The organism is Rhodococcus sp. S3 (assembly GCF_058211795.1).
In genome coordinates, this window is sequence record NZ_CM177074.1 from 2,916,444 (window position 1) to 2,931,464 (window position 15,021).

The window sequence follows — 15,021 nt, forward strand, 5'->3', positions numbered from 1 at the left end:
ATGGATATCGTTGCGGTACTCCAGGTTTCCTTCGCCCAGCTCATAGGCCCGTCGGCGATCTTCTACGCGCTGCTCGCGATCGGCCTGAACCTGCACTACGGCTACGCCGGTCTGCTGAACTTCGGCCAGATCGGGTTCGCGCTGCTGGGCGGTTACGGAGTGGGCATCATGACCGTCACCTACGACCAGCCGTTGTGGGTGGGCATCCTCGTCGGCCTCGCACTGGCAGGTCTGCTCGCGCTCGTCCTCGGCATCCCCACCCTGCGGTTGCGGGCCGACTATCTCGCCATCGCGACGATCGCCGCGGCGGAGATCCTGCGGCTGGTGTTCCGCTCGACCGCGTCCGACTCGGTGACCGGATCCACCCGCGGCCTGTGGGGATTCGCCGACCCGTTCACCTCGCTGAGCCCGTTCGATTCGAGTCGCCAGTACAACCTGCTCGGCATGCGGTTCTACGGCGACGACCTGTGGGCGATGGTCGTCGGCTGGACGCTCGTGCTGTTGCTGTGCGGACTGGTCTACCTCCTCTCCCACAGCCCGTGGGGGCGGGTCCTCGAGGCGGTGCGCGAGGACGAGGACGCCGCCCGCGCGCTCGGCAAGAACGTCTTCGCCTACAAGATGCAGGCCCTGGTGCTCGGCGGCATGATCGGCGGTCTCGGCGGCATCTTCAACGCCCTGCAGACCAAGTCGATCAACCCCGACTTCTACTCGACCGCGCAGACCTTCTTCGCGTTCGGCGCACTGATCCTCGGGGGTGCGGGAACGGTCTTCGGACCGGTGCTCGGCGCCATGGTGTTCTGGTTCCTGCTCACCCTCCCGGACGCCTTCCTCCGCCAGGCGATCGCCGGACCCGACCCGCTGCTCCCCCTCACCGAACAGCAGGTCGGCGCGATGCGGTACGTGCTGCTCGGCATCCTCATCGCGGTGATGATGGTCTTCAGGCCACAAGGCATCCTGGGAAGCAAGCGGAAGGTGCAACTCGATGCCTGACACGATCCGACCCGACCCGACACCACCGCGCACGGTCCTCGGCGCGGACGAACGCGCCGCACTGTTCGCCGGCGTCGACCGCGCCCCCGGCGCCGCCAAACCCGACCCGATCCTCGTCGTCGACGATCTGTGCCGCACATTCGGAGGGCTCAAGGCCGTGGACGTGGCCCACCTCGAGATCCAGCGCTCGTGCATCACCGGCCTGATCGGCCCGAACGGCGCCGGCAAGACCACCCTCTTCAATCTCCTCACGGGCTTCGACCGGCCCGACACCGGCACCTGGGCGATGGACGGCGTCCCGCTCGGCCGGCTCCATCCCCATCAGGTGGCGCGGCGCGGGATCGTGCGCACCTTCCAGCTCACCAAGGCGCTGTCGAAGATGACGGTCCTCGACAACGTCCGCCTCGGCGCCCGGCACCAGACCGGCGAGCGCATGGCCGGTGCACTGCTACCGTGGACGTGGCGCCGTCAGGAACGCGAGATCACCGCGCGCGCATACGAACTGCTCGACCGTTTCGGTCTGGCCGCGAAGGCCGACGACTTCGCCGGTTCACTGTCCGGCGGTCAACGCAAACTGCTCGAGATGGCCCGTGCGCTGATGACCGAACCGACCGTCGTCATGCTCGACGAGCCGATGGCCGGCGTCAATCCGGCGCTCACGCAGAATCTGCTGGGACACATCAAGACCCTGCGCGACGACGGGACGACCGTGGTATTCGTCGAGCACGACATGGACGTCATCCGCGACATCTCCGACTGGGTCGTGGTGATGGCGCAGGGTTCGGTGATCGCGGAGGCACCGCCGGACGCCCTGTCGTCCGATCCGGCCGTGGTCGACGCCTATCTCGGCAGTCACCACGACCAGGCACTCGAGTTCGACGACGAGGGCAATCCCGTGGGCGCGACCGCCGAACTCGCCGACGCCCTCGCGGACGCGGAGGCACAGACCCTCGAGGCCGGCGGTGATCTGTCCGACCCCGAAGCCGGAGGCGATCCGTCCGATCGCACTGCCACGTCCACGGACGCGACGGCCACGAGACTGGAGAAGCCGTGAGCGACAACATCCCTCCCGCGTCCACCACGACGACCACGGGGACGACGCCGGCGGAACGTGCCGCGACCCCGGAAGAACATGCCCGCCTCGCGACCGGCGCCCTCCTGCGCGCCGACGATCTCGTGGCCGGTTACTTCCCCGGCGTCGACATCCTGCGCGGCTGCAATTTCTACCTGCGCGACGGTGAGATCGTGGGCATCATCGGCCCGAACGGAGCCGGCAAGTCGACCCTGCTCAAGGCGCTGTTCGGCCTCATCCCCATCCGCAGCGGTACCGTCACGCTCGGCGGGGACGCGATCACCTCGGCGCCCGCGCACATCCTGGTGCGCAAGGGTATCGGCTACGTGCCGCAGACGCAGAACGTGTTCCCCTCACTGACCATCGAGGAGAACCTCGAGATGGGAATCTATCTGCGCCCGAAGGACTTCGAGAAGCAGTTCGAGCGGGTGGCGTCGTTGTTCCCCTTACTGGCCGAGCGCCGGAAGGTCAAGGCGGGGGCGCTCTCCGGTGGGGAGCGGCAGATGGTCGCGATGGGCCGCGCACTGATGATGGAGCCGTCGGTGCTGCTCCTCGACGAGCCGTCCGCGGGACTGTCGCCGATGTTCCAGGACGAGGTCTTCATCCGCTGCAAGAAGATCAACGCGGCGGGGGTGTCGATCATCATGGTCGAGCAGAATGCTCGTCGCTGCCTGCAGATCTGCGATCGCGGATACGTCCTCGACCAGGGCCGCAACGCGTACACCGACACCGGCAGCAATCTCATGCACGACCCGAAGGTCGTGGAACTGTATCTCGGTACCCTCGCCGGCAGCCGGGAGAAGCGGAAGGGGTGACCGCCCACCGGCGATCACCCCTTCGCTCACGACCTGCGGGTCACTCCCCCACCACGATGTAGTCCTCGGTGGTCAGGGTGTTGTCGGGGCCGAACACGAGTCGGCCGTACGAGCCCACGCCGGGTTCGCCCGCGTCCACGAAGGTGAGTTCGCCGGTGGCACCGTCGTAGTCGATGTCCTGATCCGCGCGGAGAAGGTCGAGGCACTGCTGGTAGCTGGTGCACTTCTCCCCGTCACGGGTCACCGAGTTGATGTTCGCGGCGATGTCCACCCCGGCGGTCGACCCTGCCTGTTCCGCCGCCAGCGCCGAGACGATCACGGCGTCGTAGGACTCACCGGCGTAGTTGAAGTCGATCAGGCCCGGGTCGACGCCGAGCAGTCGCTGCTGGAACTCCTCGCCGGTGTCGGTCAGCGGCGTGGTGCCGGCCATGCCGTCGAGCAGCCCTTCGGCGACGTTCTCGCCCAGCGCGTTCCCCATGTTGCCGTCGACGCCGAAGACCGCCATGCCGTCGGACGGGCCGATGCCCACCTCGTGCATGCGGGTGATGATCTTCGCCGACTCCTCGAAGCCGATGAGCGCCACGGCATCCGGTGCGAAGTTGGCCACCTGGTCGACCTCCGCGTTGAACGACTGCGCGTTGGGGTCGTAGATGATCTTCTGGATCTGGTCCTCCGGGATACCGGCGTCGACGAGGTTGTTCACGGTGTTCTCGGCGAGACCGGTGCCGTACGGGTCGTTCAGCGCCAGGATCGACACGCGCTGCGCCCCGTCCTCGGCGATCAGCTGCGCAAGGGCCTGCGCCTGGAGCACGTCGGTCGGGGCGGTGCGGAAGTACAACCCGCGGTCGGCGTAGCAGACGAACTGGTCGGAGGTGTTCGCCGGCGAGAACTGCACCACACCGGCACTGACGATCTTGTCGATCACCTTGAGCGAGACCGACGACGAGGCGGCACCGACGATCACCTGGGTGCCGTTGGCGAGATGCCGATCGACGGTGGTGTTCGCGGTGTCGGTCGTCGTGTCCCCGGAATCGCCCGGGAACAGTTCGACCGGCTGGTCGAGAACGCCGCCCGCGGCGTTGATGTCGTCGACGGCGAGCCGGACGGCAGCGACCTCCGGCGGTCCGAGGAAAGCGAGACTGCCGGTCTCGGGGAGAATCGTGCCGATCTTCAGCGGTCCCGTGGCGGGAGTCGCCCCTGCTGTGGCCTGCTGTGGTTCGCAGTCGGTCTCGACGGTCGTCGCAGCCGCCGACCCCTCGTCACCGGCCGACGTACCGGATGCCGAATCGTCGCTGTCCGAACCACACCCGGCGAGGGCGAGCGTCGCAGCACCGAGTACCGCTACGGCGCGGACCAGAGTCCGTCTTGCCATTCAACTCTCCTTCGAACGCCTGACACCACATCCGGCGGATTCCGGATGTGGTCGAAACATAGCGGTCCGAAGCACCCCGCGAACCGGGCCGAAATCCTTGTGATACGACCGTTATCTGCAGGGCGGAGATTTGATGTGGCGGTAACGCGACGGGACGCCGTGAGCACGCGAAACCGGTTCGCGCGCCTAGCCGGAGGTGTCGTCTCCGAGGGTCTCGAGGACGACCACCGCGACCTGTTTCATGGTGGTGCGGCGGTCCATGGCGGCGCGCTGGATCCAGCGGAACGCCTCCGGTTCGGTCATGGCGTGCTTCTCCATGAGCAGTCCCTTGGCCCGGTCGACGAGCTTTCGGGTCTCGAAGCGCTCGTTGAGCCCCTGCACCTCGCGTTCGAGCTCGCGCAGCTCGGAGAAGCGGCTGACGGCCACCTCGATGGCGGGCACGAGATCGCTCTTCGAGAACGGCTTGACGAGATAGGCCATGGCACCTGCATCGCGGGCGCGTTCGACGAGTTCGCGCTGACTGAAGGCTGTGAGAATAACCACAGGGGCGATACGACGCTGCGCGATCTCGGAGGCGGCGTCGATGCCGTCGCGGCGCGGCATCTTGACGTCCATGATCACCAGGTCGGGCCGGAGCTCCTCGGCGAGTTCGACGGCACGCTGCCCGTCGCCGGCCTCGCCGACCACTTCGTAGCCCTCCTCGCGCAGCATCTCGACGAGATCGAGCCTGATCAGGGCCTCGTCTTCCGCTACGACGACCCGACGAGGAGTTGGTGTGCTGTCGTGCGGCGCGGAGGTCATGGTCGGGCCTTCCCCTCGGTACTGGCGGTCCCCGGTGCAGGGTGGAACGTAAGAAGGGTACCGGTGCGCGCCCGCTTCGCCCGATCCTCTACAGTGGTGTCCGCAACGCCCCCGTATCCCAATTGGCAGAGGAAACGGATTCAAAACCCGTCCAGTGTGAGTTCGAGTCTCACCGGGGGCACCACTTTTCGGCTCACGCCACACGGTCGGAGCACGCGTTCCGCATCCCGCCGATTCCCGCTCCGCTGTCGTAATGTTCCGGCGTGAGCATCTGGGTTCCTGTCGTCGTTGCACTCGTCACCGGGGTGGTGTCGTGGGCCGTCGTGCGCCTGTCACGCGAGCTGTCCCGCCGAAACCTCCGGACCCGGATCGCAGCCGATCTGGCCATCTACAACGGACTCGGCGACGAATTCCGGAAGCGTCCCCTGCGGGAGAGCGTCGACGCCCGGCTGTGGCAGCTCGCGGCCCAGTCGATGCCGTTGGCGCCGGGATCGCGCCCGAAACCCCGGATCCGCAGGATCCTGGCACTGATCGCAGTGGTACTCGTCGCCGTCGGAGCGCTCGTCTTCCTCGAACTCGTCCTGGGCATCCGGGAGGACGACTCGGCCCGGATGGCGCTCGCGCTGCTGGCCGGCGCCGTGGTCGGGTTCTCGATACCCGGTCTGTCCGCCGATCCGGCGGAGTTGCAGGAGCGGCAGCTCATCCGGGCGTTGCGGGAGCGACGGGCCATGGAGCAGCTGCAGAACGGGCAGAGTTCCTCCACCGGCACTCCCCCGGACCTGGCGGAGACCGCGTAGCTACGATTCTCCGGGTGACCGGTTACGACGAGTTCGACATGTTCGGGGGCCTCGACCCCGCGTCCCTGCCGCTGCGCCAGCAGCAGATCCTGGCCGCGATCCGCGACTGGATCGTCGCGGAGGGGTCGTCGCCGAGCACCCGGCAGATCGCCGAATCGGTGGGTCTGCGGTCGACGTCGACGGTCTCGAAGCATCTGAAGAGCCTCGAGGACAAGGGTTTCCTCCGCCGCGGCACCGGTGTGGCCCGACAGCTCGACGTGCGCCCCTTCCTCGGCGCCTCCGGTGGTGAACGGGCGTCCGACGACACCGTGACCGTGCCGGTCGTGGGCGACATCGCCGCGGGCGCACCGATTCTCGCCGAGGAGCACACCGACGACATGCTCACGCTCCCCCGCGATCTGGTCGGCTCCGGCACCGTCTTCGCACTGCGCGTGCGCGGTGACTCGATGGTCGACGCGGCGATCTGCGACGGCGACACCGTGGTGGTGCGGCGCCAGCACGAGGCCCACTCCGGTCAGATCGTCGCGGCGATGATCGACGGCGAGGCGACGGTCAAGGTGTACCGGCGCCGAGACGGTCACGTCTACCTCGAACCCCGGAATTCCGCCTATCCCGTCCTCGACGGCGACGAGGCGGTGGTGCTGGGCACCGTCGTGTCCGTCATGCGCCGCATCTGATCCCTGCCGAGATCAGCGGCAGATCGGATCGGTGACGACCGGCGGTAGTCCGTCGAGGAGATCCTGCGCGGGCGGCCCGAGCAGCGGATCGCCGGCGAGCCAACCCAGCGGCGGGCAGTCCTGCAGGAGCGGGCCGGTCTCCGGTCCGGGCCGAAGAGGACCGGTCTCCGGTCCGGGCCGAAAAGGACCGGTCTCCGGTCCGGGCCGAAAAGGACCGGTCTCCGGTCCGGGCGGCACCCCTTCGGTGAACGCGCCGAGGACGTGTTCGGAGAGCTGCCCTGCCGATCCGTAGGTCGACGCCGCGACGGAGAAATCGGGACCGAACGAGGCGGAGGCGTGGAACGAGCGGTCGTCGCTCCATCCCCACTTCGTCCCGATGACACCGGCGATCAGCGCCGTCCCGTAGTTCTGCGGATATCCGTCGGCCGCGGTGTCGTAGGCCCTGGCCATCGCAGCGAGCACCGGCGAACCGGGATCGGTGCGCTTCTTCGCCTCGAGATAGGTGACCATGTCGTGCGTCGACGTGGTGCCGACACCCCAGTAGCCGGGCACGTAGGTGTCGGTGAGCCCGAACTCCGCCGCGGTCGACGAGATCGCCTGCGGGTATTTCGCGTGCAGGCGGTCGGCGATCGCATCGTTCGACGACCGGATCATCTCGGTCGCGTCGGCGTGGTCCGCGGGGTCGCCGTAGGTGAGGACGTACTCGGCCAGATACATCTTGACGATCGGCACACCGGCACGGGACTCGTGTTCGTTCGCGGTGCCGGCGCGCACACCGGTCGGGGTGTGCGCGAACGAGATCTGGGTACTGCTCGGAGCAGCGATCGCGCCGGTGTCGTCCACGATCGGCGCGGGTGCTGCGGAGGCGATGTGACCGCCGAGGGCGGTGAGGGTGGCTACGGCGAGGGCTGTCGCAATCGGGCGCATGCGGACGGTTACCCCGAACCGGACGCGCGTAACGGCCGCGACCTGCACCCGACCGTTCCTGTCGGTGCTCGCCACTACAGTTCGGCCGTCCGGGGATCGCTCCGGACCCAGCGACACGAAACGGATCCACCATGTCGATGCCCGCCACTCCGCCCACTCGTCGACCGTGCCGATCTTCCGTCCCGGTGCGTCCAGCTCGCGGACCGAGCGGCCGGGCCGTCGCGTGCCGGACGACGATCCCGTTCGGGCGCGACAACGACGGCACGCCCGTCTCGTGGGATCTGTCCGCCGGCCGACACCTGTTGATCCGACGCGACGAGCGCCGCTCGTCGCCCAGCGTGTCGCTCGACCTGATCGCGATGACGACCCTGACCGGCGGCACCCACGACCTGGTGGTCGTCGATCCGCATCGTCGGCATCGCTGGCTCGGCGGATCCGCCTCGCTCCCCACGGGGCCGTGCTGTTGGGCCACCACCGCCGAACAGATCACCGGCGTGGTCGCCGAACTCGACTCCCCGGTCGTCGGACCCCCGCGCGTGCTGCTCGTCGCCGATCTCGCCGCGACCGTCGCAGCGCTCGACGACGAGGGGCGCACCCGGCTCGCCCGGGTCGCCGCGGACGCACGCGAGCACCAGTTGCTGCTAGTCGCCACCACCGCCGACACGAATCCCCGCTGGTATCCCGAGGGGCTGATCGACGCGTTCGACGACATCGTCGCGCGACGGCACGAGGAGAGACCGTCCTTCGGCCTCCGATGATCGCTCGATCGGCCGAGGGAGTACTCGATCGACACCCGGCAGTACTCGATCGACACCCGGCAGTGCTCGATCGACGCCGAAAAAACACATCGAACCGCCGCGATTGGCGCATTCGTCCTGGGGTGGTTCTTCGTCGTCCAACGCGCCGCCGGTTTCATCACCGATCCCGAGGGGACCCTCCGGACTCGGACGCACGCGATCAACCCTGATCACGCGGTGTTTCGACGAGACCTTCCCGGATCCGTTCCGTCCACGCGTCGACGTCGACCCAGTCCCGGGCATCGCCGTAGTGTCCGCCCATCAGCCGGAAGACGATCCGCCCGATTCCGGCCCAGTCGCCCGAAGCGATGACACCGGCGAAGAAACGGTGATCACGCACGTCGGCGACCGAACGGAGGTTCTGCACCGCCCGAGGTTCCGGGGTGACCCGCCGCAGATATGCGGCCACCCGGGGCGAGAGGATCGTGCTGGTCGCTCCGACCGACGAGACGGAGAACGCCCACACCGGTCGTCCTACCGGCTCGGCGCATAGCCGATGGATCGCATCGGAAGCCTCGGGGAGCCACTGGCCGTTGTGGATCGCACTTCCGACGACCAGCGCCTCGTACGTTCGCACCGACGCGATATCGCCGAGCGCGCGGAGTTCCACGGCACCGCGGCTTTCCAGTCCCGCAGCGATGCGTTCGGCGATTCCCCGCGTCGACCCTCGGGCGGTCGCGTAGCCGATCAGGACGGACATGGCGGAGCCTTTCGGCAGTGGGTGACGGCGCCGGGTGCAGTCTCCAGTGTGAGGAGCGGCGTGCGCGGCACACGAGAGTCTTCGGTCACTTCCTGCGGGCAGGTCGGGACCGTCGACTCTTGTGCGACCGACCGGTCCGAGCGTGTACTGGCAGGGTCCCGAAACGGCAGGATCCCGGAAACAGCAGTGTCCCGAAACGGCCGTGCCCGCAGCTCGGACAGGCACCGAGGTGATCGTGATGACAGCACACCACCCCATCGTCGCCGGAGTGGACGGATCGAGAGCGTCCCTGCAGGCCGTGGGCTGGGCAGCTCGCGAAGCGGAACGTCGCCGGCTCCCGTTGTCGTTGGTCACCATAGTGTCGGTCCGCAACACCTTCGGTGTCCCGATCGGCATGCCCGCAGGATTCTTCGAGCAGGAGGAGTCCGAGGGACGCGACATGCTCCTCGACGCCGCCGAATACGCGCGCCGCGCGGCGCCCGATGGTGAGCTGGACATCGAGACCCACCTGTGCACCGGTTCCCCGTCGCTCGAACTGGTGGACCGGTCGAAGTCGGCGTCGATGGTGGTGGTCGGAGCCGGAGACAACCGGTTCGGCTGGGAGCGATTCGGTTCGGTCAGCCGAGCGGTGGTGACGCACACGCACGCCCCTGCCGTGGTGGTCCGCAAACTGCCGCACGTCGACGTCAACGACATCTCCGGTCCTGTGGTCGTCGGCGTCGACGGTTCGGAGCACAGTGTGCGCGCGGTGTCCGCGGCGTTCGAGGAGGCTTCGCTGCGCGGCACCGACGTGGTGGCCGTCCACGCGTGGTCGGACCTCGATGTGCGCGGCCCGTTCCGATTCCGGATCGACTGGGACAGCGTGGAGAACAAGGAGCGGGCGTTGTTGTCGGAGAGTCTCGCCGGGCACGGCGAGGCGTTCCCGGATGTGCGGGTGTACCCGGTGGTGGTGCTGGACCAGCCCTCCCACTATCTTGCGTCGCACGCTGCCGATGCGCAGTTGCTCGTTCTCGGCCGTCGCGGTCGAGGCGGGTTTCCGAGCCTGATGCTGGGATCCACCACATGGGCGCTGCTGCACACGGTGACCTGCCCCGTGATGGTCGTCCCGTAGTGCGCGACCTACAGTCGGCGCTGATCCCCGCCGGTCACGTCCCGTCGCTCCGGGCGCGGTCGAGCAGGATGCGTTGTTCCGCTCGCGCCACCGTCCGTCTCGTCTGCGCCGCGGCGTCGGGCGCGACCGACACGGAGGTGATACCGCGCCGGACGAGATGTTCCGCGAGTTCGGTGCTCGTCGACACGGCCTGACCGCACAGCGACGTCGTCAGTCCCGCGGCCGAGGCCCGCTCGATGATGTGATCGATCGCGTCGAGCACCGCAGGGTCGAGGGTGTCGAACAGGTCCTTGCACACCTCCGAGTCCCGGTCCACCCCGAGCATCAACTGCGTGAGGTCGTTGGTTCCGATGGACACACCGTGGATGCCGAGCTTCGCGTATTCCGGCAACCAGTAGACGACCGACGGGACCTCGGCCATGATCCAGCGCAGCAAGCGCTGGTCGGAGCCGAGCGGATGCCGGTCGAGTTGGACGAGGCAGTCCCGCAGTTCCCAGCGGGTGCGCACGAACGGGATCATCAGGTGCACGTTCGGGTGCGCGCTCCGAACCCGGTGCAGCACATCGAGATCCAGGGAGAACAGTTCCGGATCCCGAATGTACCGGAAGCATCCGCGGTAGCCGATCATCGGGTTCTCTTCGTGGGGTTCGACCTCACCGCCCTCGAGGTCGGCGAACTCGTTGCTGCGCAGGTCGATCGCGCGGTACACGACCGGACGCGGTGCGAACGCCGCCGCGATCCGCGCGAGGCCACCCGCCATCTTCTCCACATACTCGTTGCGACGGTCCTGCGCGATCATGTGCGAGGGATGTTCCCCCGCGAGCGCTTCGGTGATCATGAACTCGGCGCGCAGCAGACCGACGCCGTCGACATCGGTCGCGGCGACCGCCTCCGCGGCGTCGGGGGTGGCGAGATTGACGTAGACCGCTGTGGCCGTCACAGTCTCGGCGGAGAGAGTCGATGTCGCCGGCGCGGAGGTCGTCGCCGCGGGCCGCTCGGCGGTGTGGACCGCCCCGTCGAACACCACACCGACGTTGCCGTCCACGGTGATCAGCTGCCCGTCGTGCAGATCGGTGGTGGCGGTACGTGCACCGACCACGACGGGCTTGCCGAGTTCCCGTCCGACGATGGCCGCGTGGCAGGTGATGCCACCGCCGTCGGTGACGATGCCACCGGCGCGGCGCAGGATCGGCAGCCAGTCGGGTCTGGTCATCGGTGCCACGATGATCTCACCGTCGCCGAGTTTCTTCCCGTCGACGAGTTCGTGCAGCACCCGCACGCGGCCGGTCGTCGTCCCGGGGCCCGCACCGAGACCGGTCAGCAGCGGTCGCGCCTCGCCGTTGCCGGACGGAGCGGGAATCGACGGTCGATCGAGTGTGGTGATCGGGCGGGTCTGCACGATCCACAGCTCGTCGTCCGCGAACGCGAACTCGAGGTCCTGGGGGTGCCCGTAGTGTTCTTCGACTCCGGCCGCCAGGCGTGCGACGCGCAGGAGCTGCTCGTCGTCGAGGACCCGGGTGCGGCGCGTGGGGTCGACGGCGACGCGACTGTCCCCGCTGTCGGTGGAGGTGATGCGGAATTCCTGATGACCGAGGTGCACGTCGAGCACCTCGAAACCGTCCTTCGCCACGACGTAGGTGTCGGGTTCGACCTGTCCGCCGACGACGACCTCACCGAGACCGAGCGCTGCTTCGACGACGATGCGATCGAGTTCGCCCGTGCGCGGGTCGGCCGTGAACGCGACACCCGACGACTCGGACTTCACCATCACCTGGACCACCACGGCGATGGACGGTTCGTCGGTCACCCCGCGCAGCCCTCGGTAGGTGCGGGCACGTTCGGACCACAGTGAGGCCCAGCACGCCTGCACCGCGCGGATCACCGCGTCGGCACCGATGATGTTCGTGTAGGACTCGTGGATCCCGGCGAACGACGTGTCGGAGGCGTCCTCCGCAGGAGCGGACGACCGCACCGCGACCGGCACATCGGGACCGAGACTCTCGTAGGCGGAGACGATCGCCGCGCACATCTTGTCCGGGACGGTCGAACCCGTCACCAGAGCGGCGAGTTCGGCGGAGGTGCGTATCAGGGTGGCGTCGTCGATGTCGGGGGCGGGTACCGCCTCGGCCGCCAACCGGGATCGGACGCCGGCCGCCGCCATGGCGTCGAGATAGGCGTCGGTGGTGACGGCGAAGGCCGGCGGTACCGGAAAGCCTGCGCGGGTGAGTTCTCCGAGGTTCGCAGACTTGCCACCGACCGTCGGTGCGTCGGCGGCACCCACCTCCGCGATCGGTCGGACCCACAGTTCGTGTTCGGTCATCGACGACTCCCCACACTCCCGCCCCGCATCGACCTTTCGGGCCGGATCGGTTACTCGGTCTTCCCATCGTCGCCCCGGCCCGATCGATACCGTAGGGGCAAAGGTCATCATTCCGGGACGGGGACGACCGTGGCCGATCCTCCGCGCACACCTGATCCGCGGGAGCGGAGACGGTTGATCCTGTCTGCGCTGGCGCGACCCGCGCTCACCGCGCTCGTGCTGGTCAGCGTGTATTTCTCCGTTCCCCTGGATCAGGTCACGGGCTTGTCCGACGTTCTGCTCCTCGTCGGGGGCGGTGTCGTGGTCCTGCTCGTCGGCGGGTGGCAGGTCCACAGGATTCTCGCCGCGGAGTATCCGGCGGTGCAGGCGATCGAGGCGCTCATCAGCGTCGTGTCCCTGCATCTCGTGCTGTTCGCGACCGTCTATCTGCGGATGTCGATCGTCGCTCCGGACAACTTCTCCGAGCCGCTGTCCCGCATCGATGCGCTCTATTTCTGCCTGACGGTCTTCGCCACGGTGGGTTTCGGGGACATCTCCGCCGAGTCCGAGGCAGCGCGCGCCGTGGTGTCGGTGCAGATGGTCGCGAATCTGATCTTCTTCGCGGTCGGGATCCGGTTGCTCGCGGCCGCGGTGCAGTGGCGGCGGCGCAGCCGCGGTGACGACGAGGGGTGAAAGATCCCCGGTTCCGTCCACCGGATTCCACAACTTCGCATTCCATTGCGGCCGGTGGGGTGATCCTTGTAGGGATGCGACTCCACTGACGCCTGTCGGAGGTCGACATGTTGGATTGGGGAACCGTCGTCGTCGACAGCGTCGTGTGGACGGCGAAAGCGTTTGCGATCACTGCCCTGGTCTTCGTCGCCGTGATCGCCGCGCTCGTGCGGTTCACGCGTTGGGGTCGCCAGTGGTGGCGCATCGCCACGTCCTTCTTCGACCCGCGCAACGGCGCCGGCGGTCTCGTCCTGGCCGCGATCGTGTTGCTGCTGACGGTGTTCGCCGTGCGGATGAGCGTGCTGTTCTCCTACTGGTACAACGATTTCTACACGGCGATCCAGAATCTGGACGAGTCCGCCTTCTGGCGTTTCATGCGGATCTTCGCGGTCCTGGCGACGATCCATGTGGTGCGAGCGCTCGTCGACTATCTCCTCGCGCAGACCCTCGACATCCGGTGGCGGACGCATCTGAACGAACGCCTCGTGGACGACTGGCTGGAGTCGGGTTCCTTCTACAAGGATCGGTTCGTCTCGTCGCCGGTCGACAACCCGGATCAGCGCATCCAGGTCGATATCACGAATTTCGTCACGACCACGCGGGTGCTGTCGATGGGAGCGGTGACGGCGGTCCTGTCGATCGTCAGTTTCACCGGCATCCTGTGGGATCTGTCGGGACCGATCACGATCTTGGGTACCGAGCTCCCCCGCGCGATGGTGTTTCTCGTGATCGTCTACGTTCTCGTCACCACAGCGGTCGCGTTCTGGATCGGCCGTCCCCTGATCATGCTGAACTTCCTGAACGAGAAGCTCGGCGCGACCTACCGGTACGCGCTCGTGCGGGTGCGCGAGTACGGCGAATCCATCGCGTTCTACCGGGGTGAGGGCGTCGAACGCGGTGGCCTGCTCGCGCGGTTCGCCGCAGTGATCCGCAACTGGTGGCGCATCGTGTTCCGGACGCTGAAGTTCAACGGTTTCAACCTGGCGGTCAACCAGACCGCGGTGATCTTCCCGTTCCTCGTACAGGGACCCCGCTTGTTCGCCGGCCAGGTGACCCTCGGTGACGTCATGCAGACGAGCAACGCGTTCGGGCAGGTACACGACTCCCTGTCGTTCTTCCGCGAGTCGTACGACGATTTCGCGGCGTTCCGCGCGACGACGATCCGCCTGAACGGATTGCTCGACACGACGCATCAGGCCGCCGAACTGCCCTCGGTCTCGGTGCGGGCGCAGGAGGATCGGCTGGAGCTGACGGATCTGTCGGTCGAGACCCCGGCAGGTGACCCGCTCGTCACCGACCTGTCGCTGGGTGTCGACGCGGGCGAGGCGCTTCTGGTGCGCGGAGCGTCGGGCAGCGGGAAGACCACACTGCTCCGCACGATCGCGGGACTGTGGCCGTATGCGCGCGGTGAGGTCGACCGACCGACCGGGGACGGATTGTTCCTGTCCCAGCACCCTTACCTCCCGCTGGGCACCCTGCGCGATGCCGTCACCTATCCCCGCGCGGCGGATCACGACGACGCCGCGCTACGCACGGCGCTCGAGACCGTTGCGCTCGGACATCTCGCCGAACGACTCGACACCGACTGGGCGCGCACCCTCTCCCCCGGCGAACAGCAACGGCTCGGATTCGCGCGCATCCTGTTGTCGTCCCCGGCGATCGTGTTCCTGGACGAGGCCACCGCCGCGGTCGACGAAGGTCTCGAACACGCGCTGTACCGGACGATGCGGGAAGCGCTGCCGGACGCCGTGATCGTCAGCGTCGGGCATCGGAGCACTCTCGACGCCTTCCACGACCGCGTCCTCGAACTCCGCGGCGAAGGACGCTGGGTGGTCTCCGACCTGGAGAAGTCGCGATGATCCCCGCCATCGACCGTCGGTGCCGCGGTGTCGGATCCGGCCGGACCCGACGACTCTTCCGGGAGGTGCGTG

At 67.8% G+C, this 15,021-nt stretch carries 14 protein-coding genes and 1 tRNA gene; 10 read left to right on the forward strand and 5 right to left on the reverse strand.

All coding sequences use genetic code 11. The features are described 5' to 3' along the window. The 3 genes from AC0LPE_RS13625 to AC0LPE_RS13635 are packed head-to-tail and all read left to right on the forward strand — an operon-like array spanning position 1 to position 2,877. A complete protein-coding gene (locus AC0LPE_RS13625) occupies positions 1–990 on the forward strand; it encodes a branched-chain amino acid ABC transporter permease (RefSeq protein ID WP_120283063.1) in 990 nt (329 codons plus the stop codon). After that, complete coding sequence (locus AC0LPE_RS13630) at positions 983–2,044, forward strand: ABC transporter ATP-binding protein (protein ID WP_490604669.1); 1,062 nt, start codon at positions 983–985, stop codon at positions 2,042–2,044. Before AC0LPE_RS13625 ends, AC0LPE_RS13630 begins: the two co-directional genes overlap by 8 nt. Continuing rightward, the gene (locus AC0LPE_RS13635) at positions 2,041–2,877 is read left to right on the forward strand and encodes an ABC transporter ATP-binding protein (protein WP_160876871.1); all 837 of its coding nucleotides are present in this window, start codon (positions 2,041–2,043) and stop codon (positions 2,875–2,877) included. Before AC0LPE_RS13630 ends, AC0LPE_RS13635 begins: the two co-directional genes overlap by 4 nt. A 40-nt stretch (positions 2,878–2,917) precedes the next feature. Here the strand turns inward: AC0LPE_RS13635 and AC0LPE_RS13640 are convergent, their stop codons facing one another. Next, positions 2,918–4,249: an ABC transporter substrate-binding protein gene (locus tag AC0LPE_RS13640; RefSeq protein WP_016691451.1), complete on the reverse strand. Its 1,332-nt coding sequence runs from the start codon at positions 4,247–4,249 to the stop codon at positions 2,918–2,920. A gap of 186 nt (positions 4,250–4,435) precedes the next feature. Next, entirely contained in the window at positions 4,436–5,050 is a 615-nt protein-coding gene (locus AC0LPE_RS13645) for an ANTAR domain-containing response regulator (protein ID WP_016691452.1), read from the reverse strand. Between the two features lie 107 nt (positions 5,051–5,157). Between AC0LPE_RS13645 and AC0LPE_RS13650 the strand changes: the two genes are divergently transcribed. The 3 genes from AC0LPE_RS13650 to lexA all read left to right on the forward strand — a co-directional run bounded on the left by AC0LPE_RS13650 (position 5,158) and on the right by lexA (position 6,524). Then, positions 5,158–5,234: transfer RNA gene (locus tag AC0LPE_RS13650), tRNA-Leu, on the forward strand. A gap of 79 nt (positions 5,235–5,313) precedes the next feature. Beyond that, positions 5,314–5,847: a hypothetical protein gene (locus AC0LPE_RS13655; RefSeq protein ID WP_088898388.1), complete on the forward strand. Its 534-nt coding sequence runs from the start codon at positions 5,314–5,316 to the stop codon at positions 5,845–5,847. 14 nt (positions 5,848–5,861) lie between these two features. Continuing rightward, a complete protein-coding gene (gene lexA, locus AC0LPE_RS13660; protein ID WP_490604670.1) occupies positions 5,862–6,524 on the forward strand; it encodes a transcriptional repressor LexA in 663 nt (220 codons plus the stop codon). Positions 6,525–6,536: 12 nt separating this feature from the next. Here the strand turns inward: lexA and AC0LPE_RS13665 are convergent, their stop codons facing one another. Beyond that, complete coding sequence (locus tag AC0LPE_RS13665; RefSeq protein WP_490604671.1) at positions 6,537–7,451, reverse strand: hypothetical protein; 915 nt, start codon at positions 7,449–7,451, stop codon at positions 6,537–6,539. Between the two features lie 185 nt (positions 7,452–7,636). On the opposite strand from AC0LPE_RS13665, the gene AC0LPE_RS13670 reads away from it, so the two are divergent. After that, on the forward strand, positions 7,637–8,209 hold the full coding sequence (locus AC0LPE_RS13670) for a hypothetical protein (protein ID WP_159418102.1): 573 nt from the start codon (positions 7,637–7,639) through the stop codon (positions 8,207–8,209). Positions 8,210–8,408: 199 nt separating this feature from the next. On the opposite strand, the gene AC0LPE_RS13675 is transcribed toward AC0LPE_RS13670, so the two are convergent. After that, positions 8,409–8,948, reverse strand: coding sequence for a flavodoxin domain-containing protein (locus tag AC0LPE_RS13675; RefSeq protein ID WP_088898391.1), 540 nt, complete (start codon positions 8,946–8,948; stop codon positions 8,409–8,411). Between the two features lie 238 nt (positions 8,949–9,186). Between AC0LPE_RS13675 and AC0LPE_RS13680 the strand changes: the two genes are divergently transcribed. Continuing rightward, entirely contained in the window at positions 9,187–10,059 is an 873-nt protein-coding gene (locus AC0LPE_RS13680; RefSeq protein ID WP_172414964.1) for a universal stress protein, read from the forward strand. Positions 10,060–10,093: 34 nt separating this feature from the next. Here the strand turns inward: AC0LPE_RS13680 and ppsA are convergent, their stop codons facing one another. Further along, a complete protein-coding gene (gene ppsA / locus AC0LPE_RS13685; protein WP_490604672.1) occupies positions 10,094–12,379 on the reverse strand; it encodes a phosphoenolpyruvate synthase in 2,286 nt (761 codons plus the stop codon). A 174-nt stretch (positions 12,380–12,553) separates the two neighbouring features. Here ppsA and AC0LPE_RS13690 point away from each other — a divergent pair, with 174 nt between their 5' ends. Together AC0LPE_RS13690 and AC0LPE_RS13695 are read left to right on the forward strand one after the other, a co-directional pair. Then, the gene (locus AC0LPE_RS13690; protein ID WP_253250086.1) at positions 12,554–13,051 is read left to right on the forward strand and encodes a potassium channel family protein; all 498 of its coding nucleotides are present in this window, start codon (positions 12,554–12,556) and stop codon (positions 13,049–13,051) included. Between the two features lie 110 nt (positions 13,052–13,161). After that, a complete protein-coding gene (locus AC0LPE_RS13695; protein ID WP_490606353.1) occupies positions 13,162–14,949 on the forward strand; it encodes an ABC transporter ATP-binding protein/permease in 1,788 nt (595 codons plus the stop codon). The last annotated feature ends 72 nt before the right edge of the window (positions 14,950–15,021 follow it).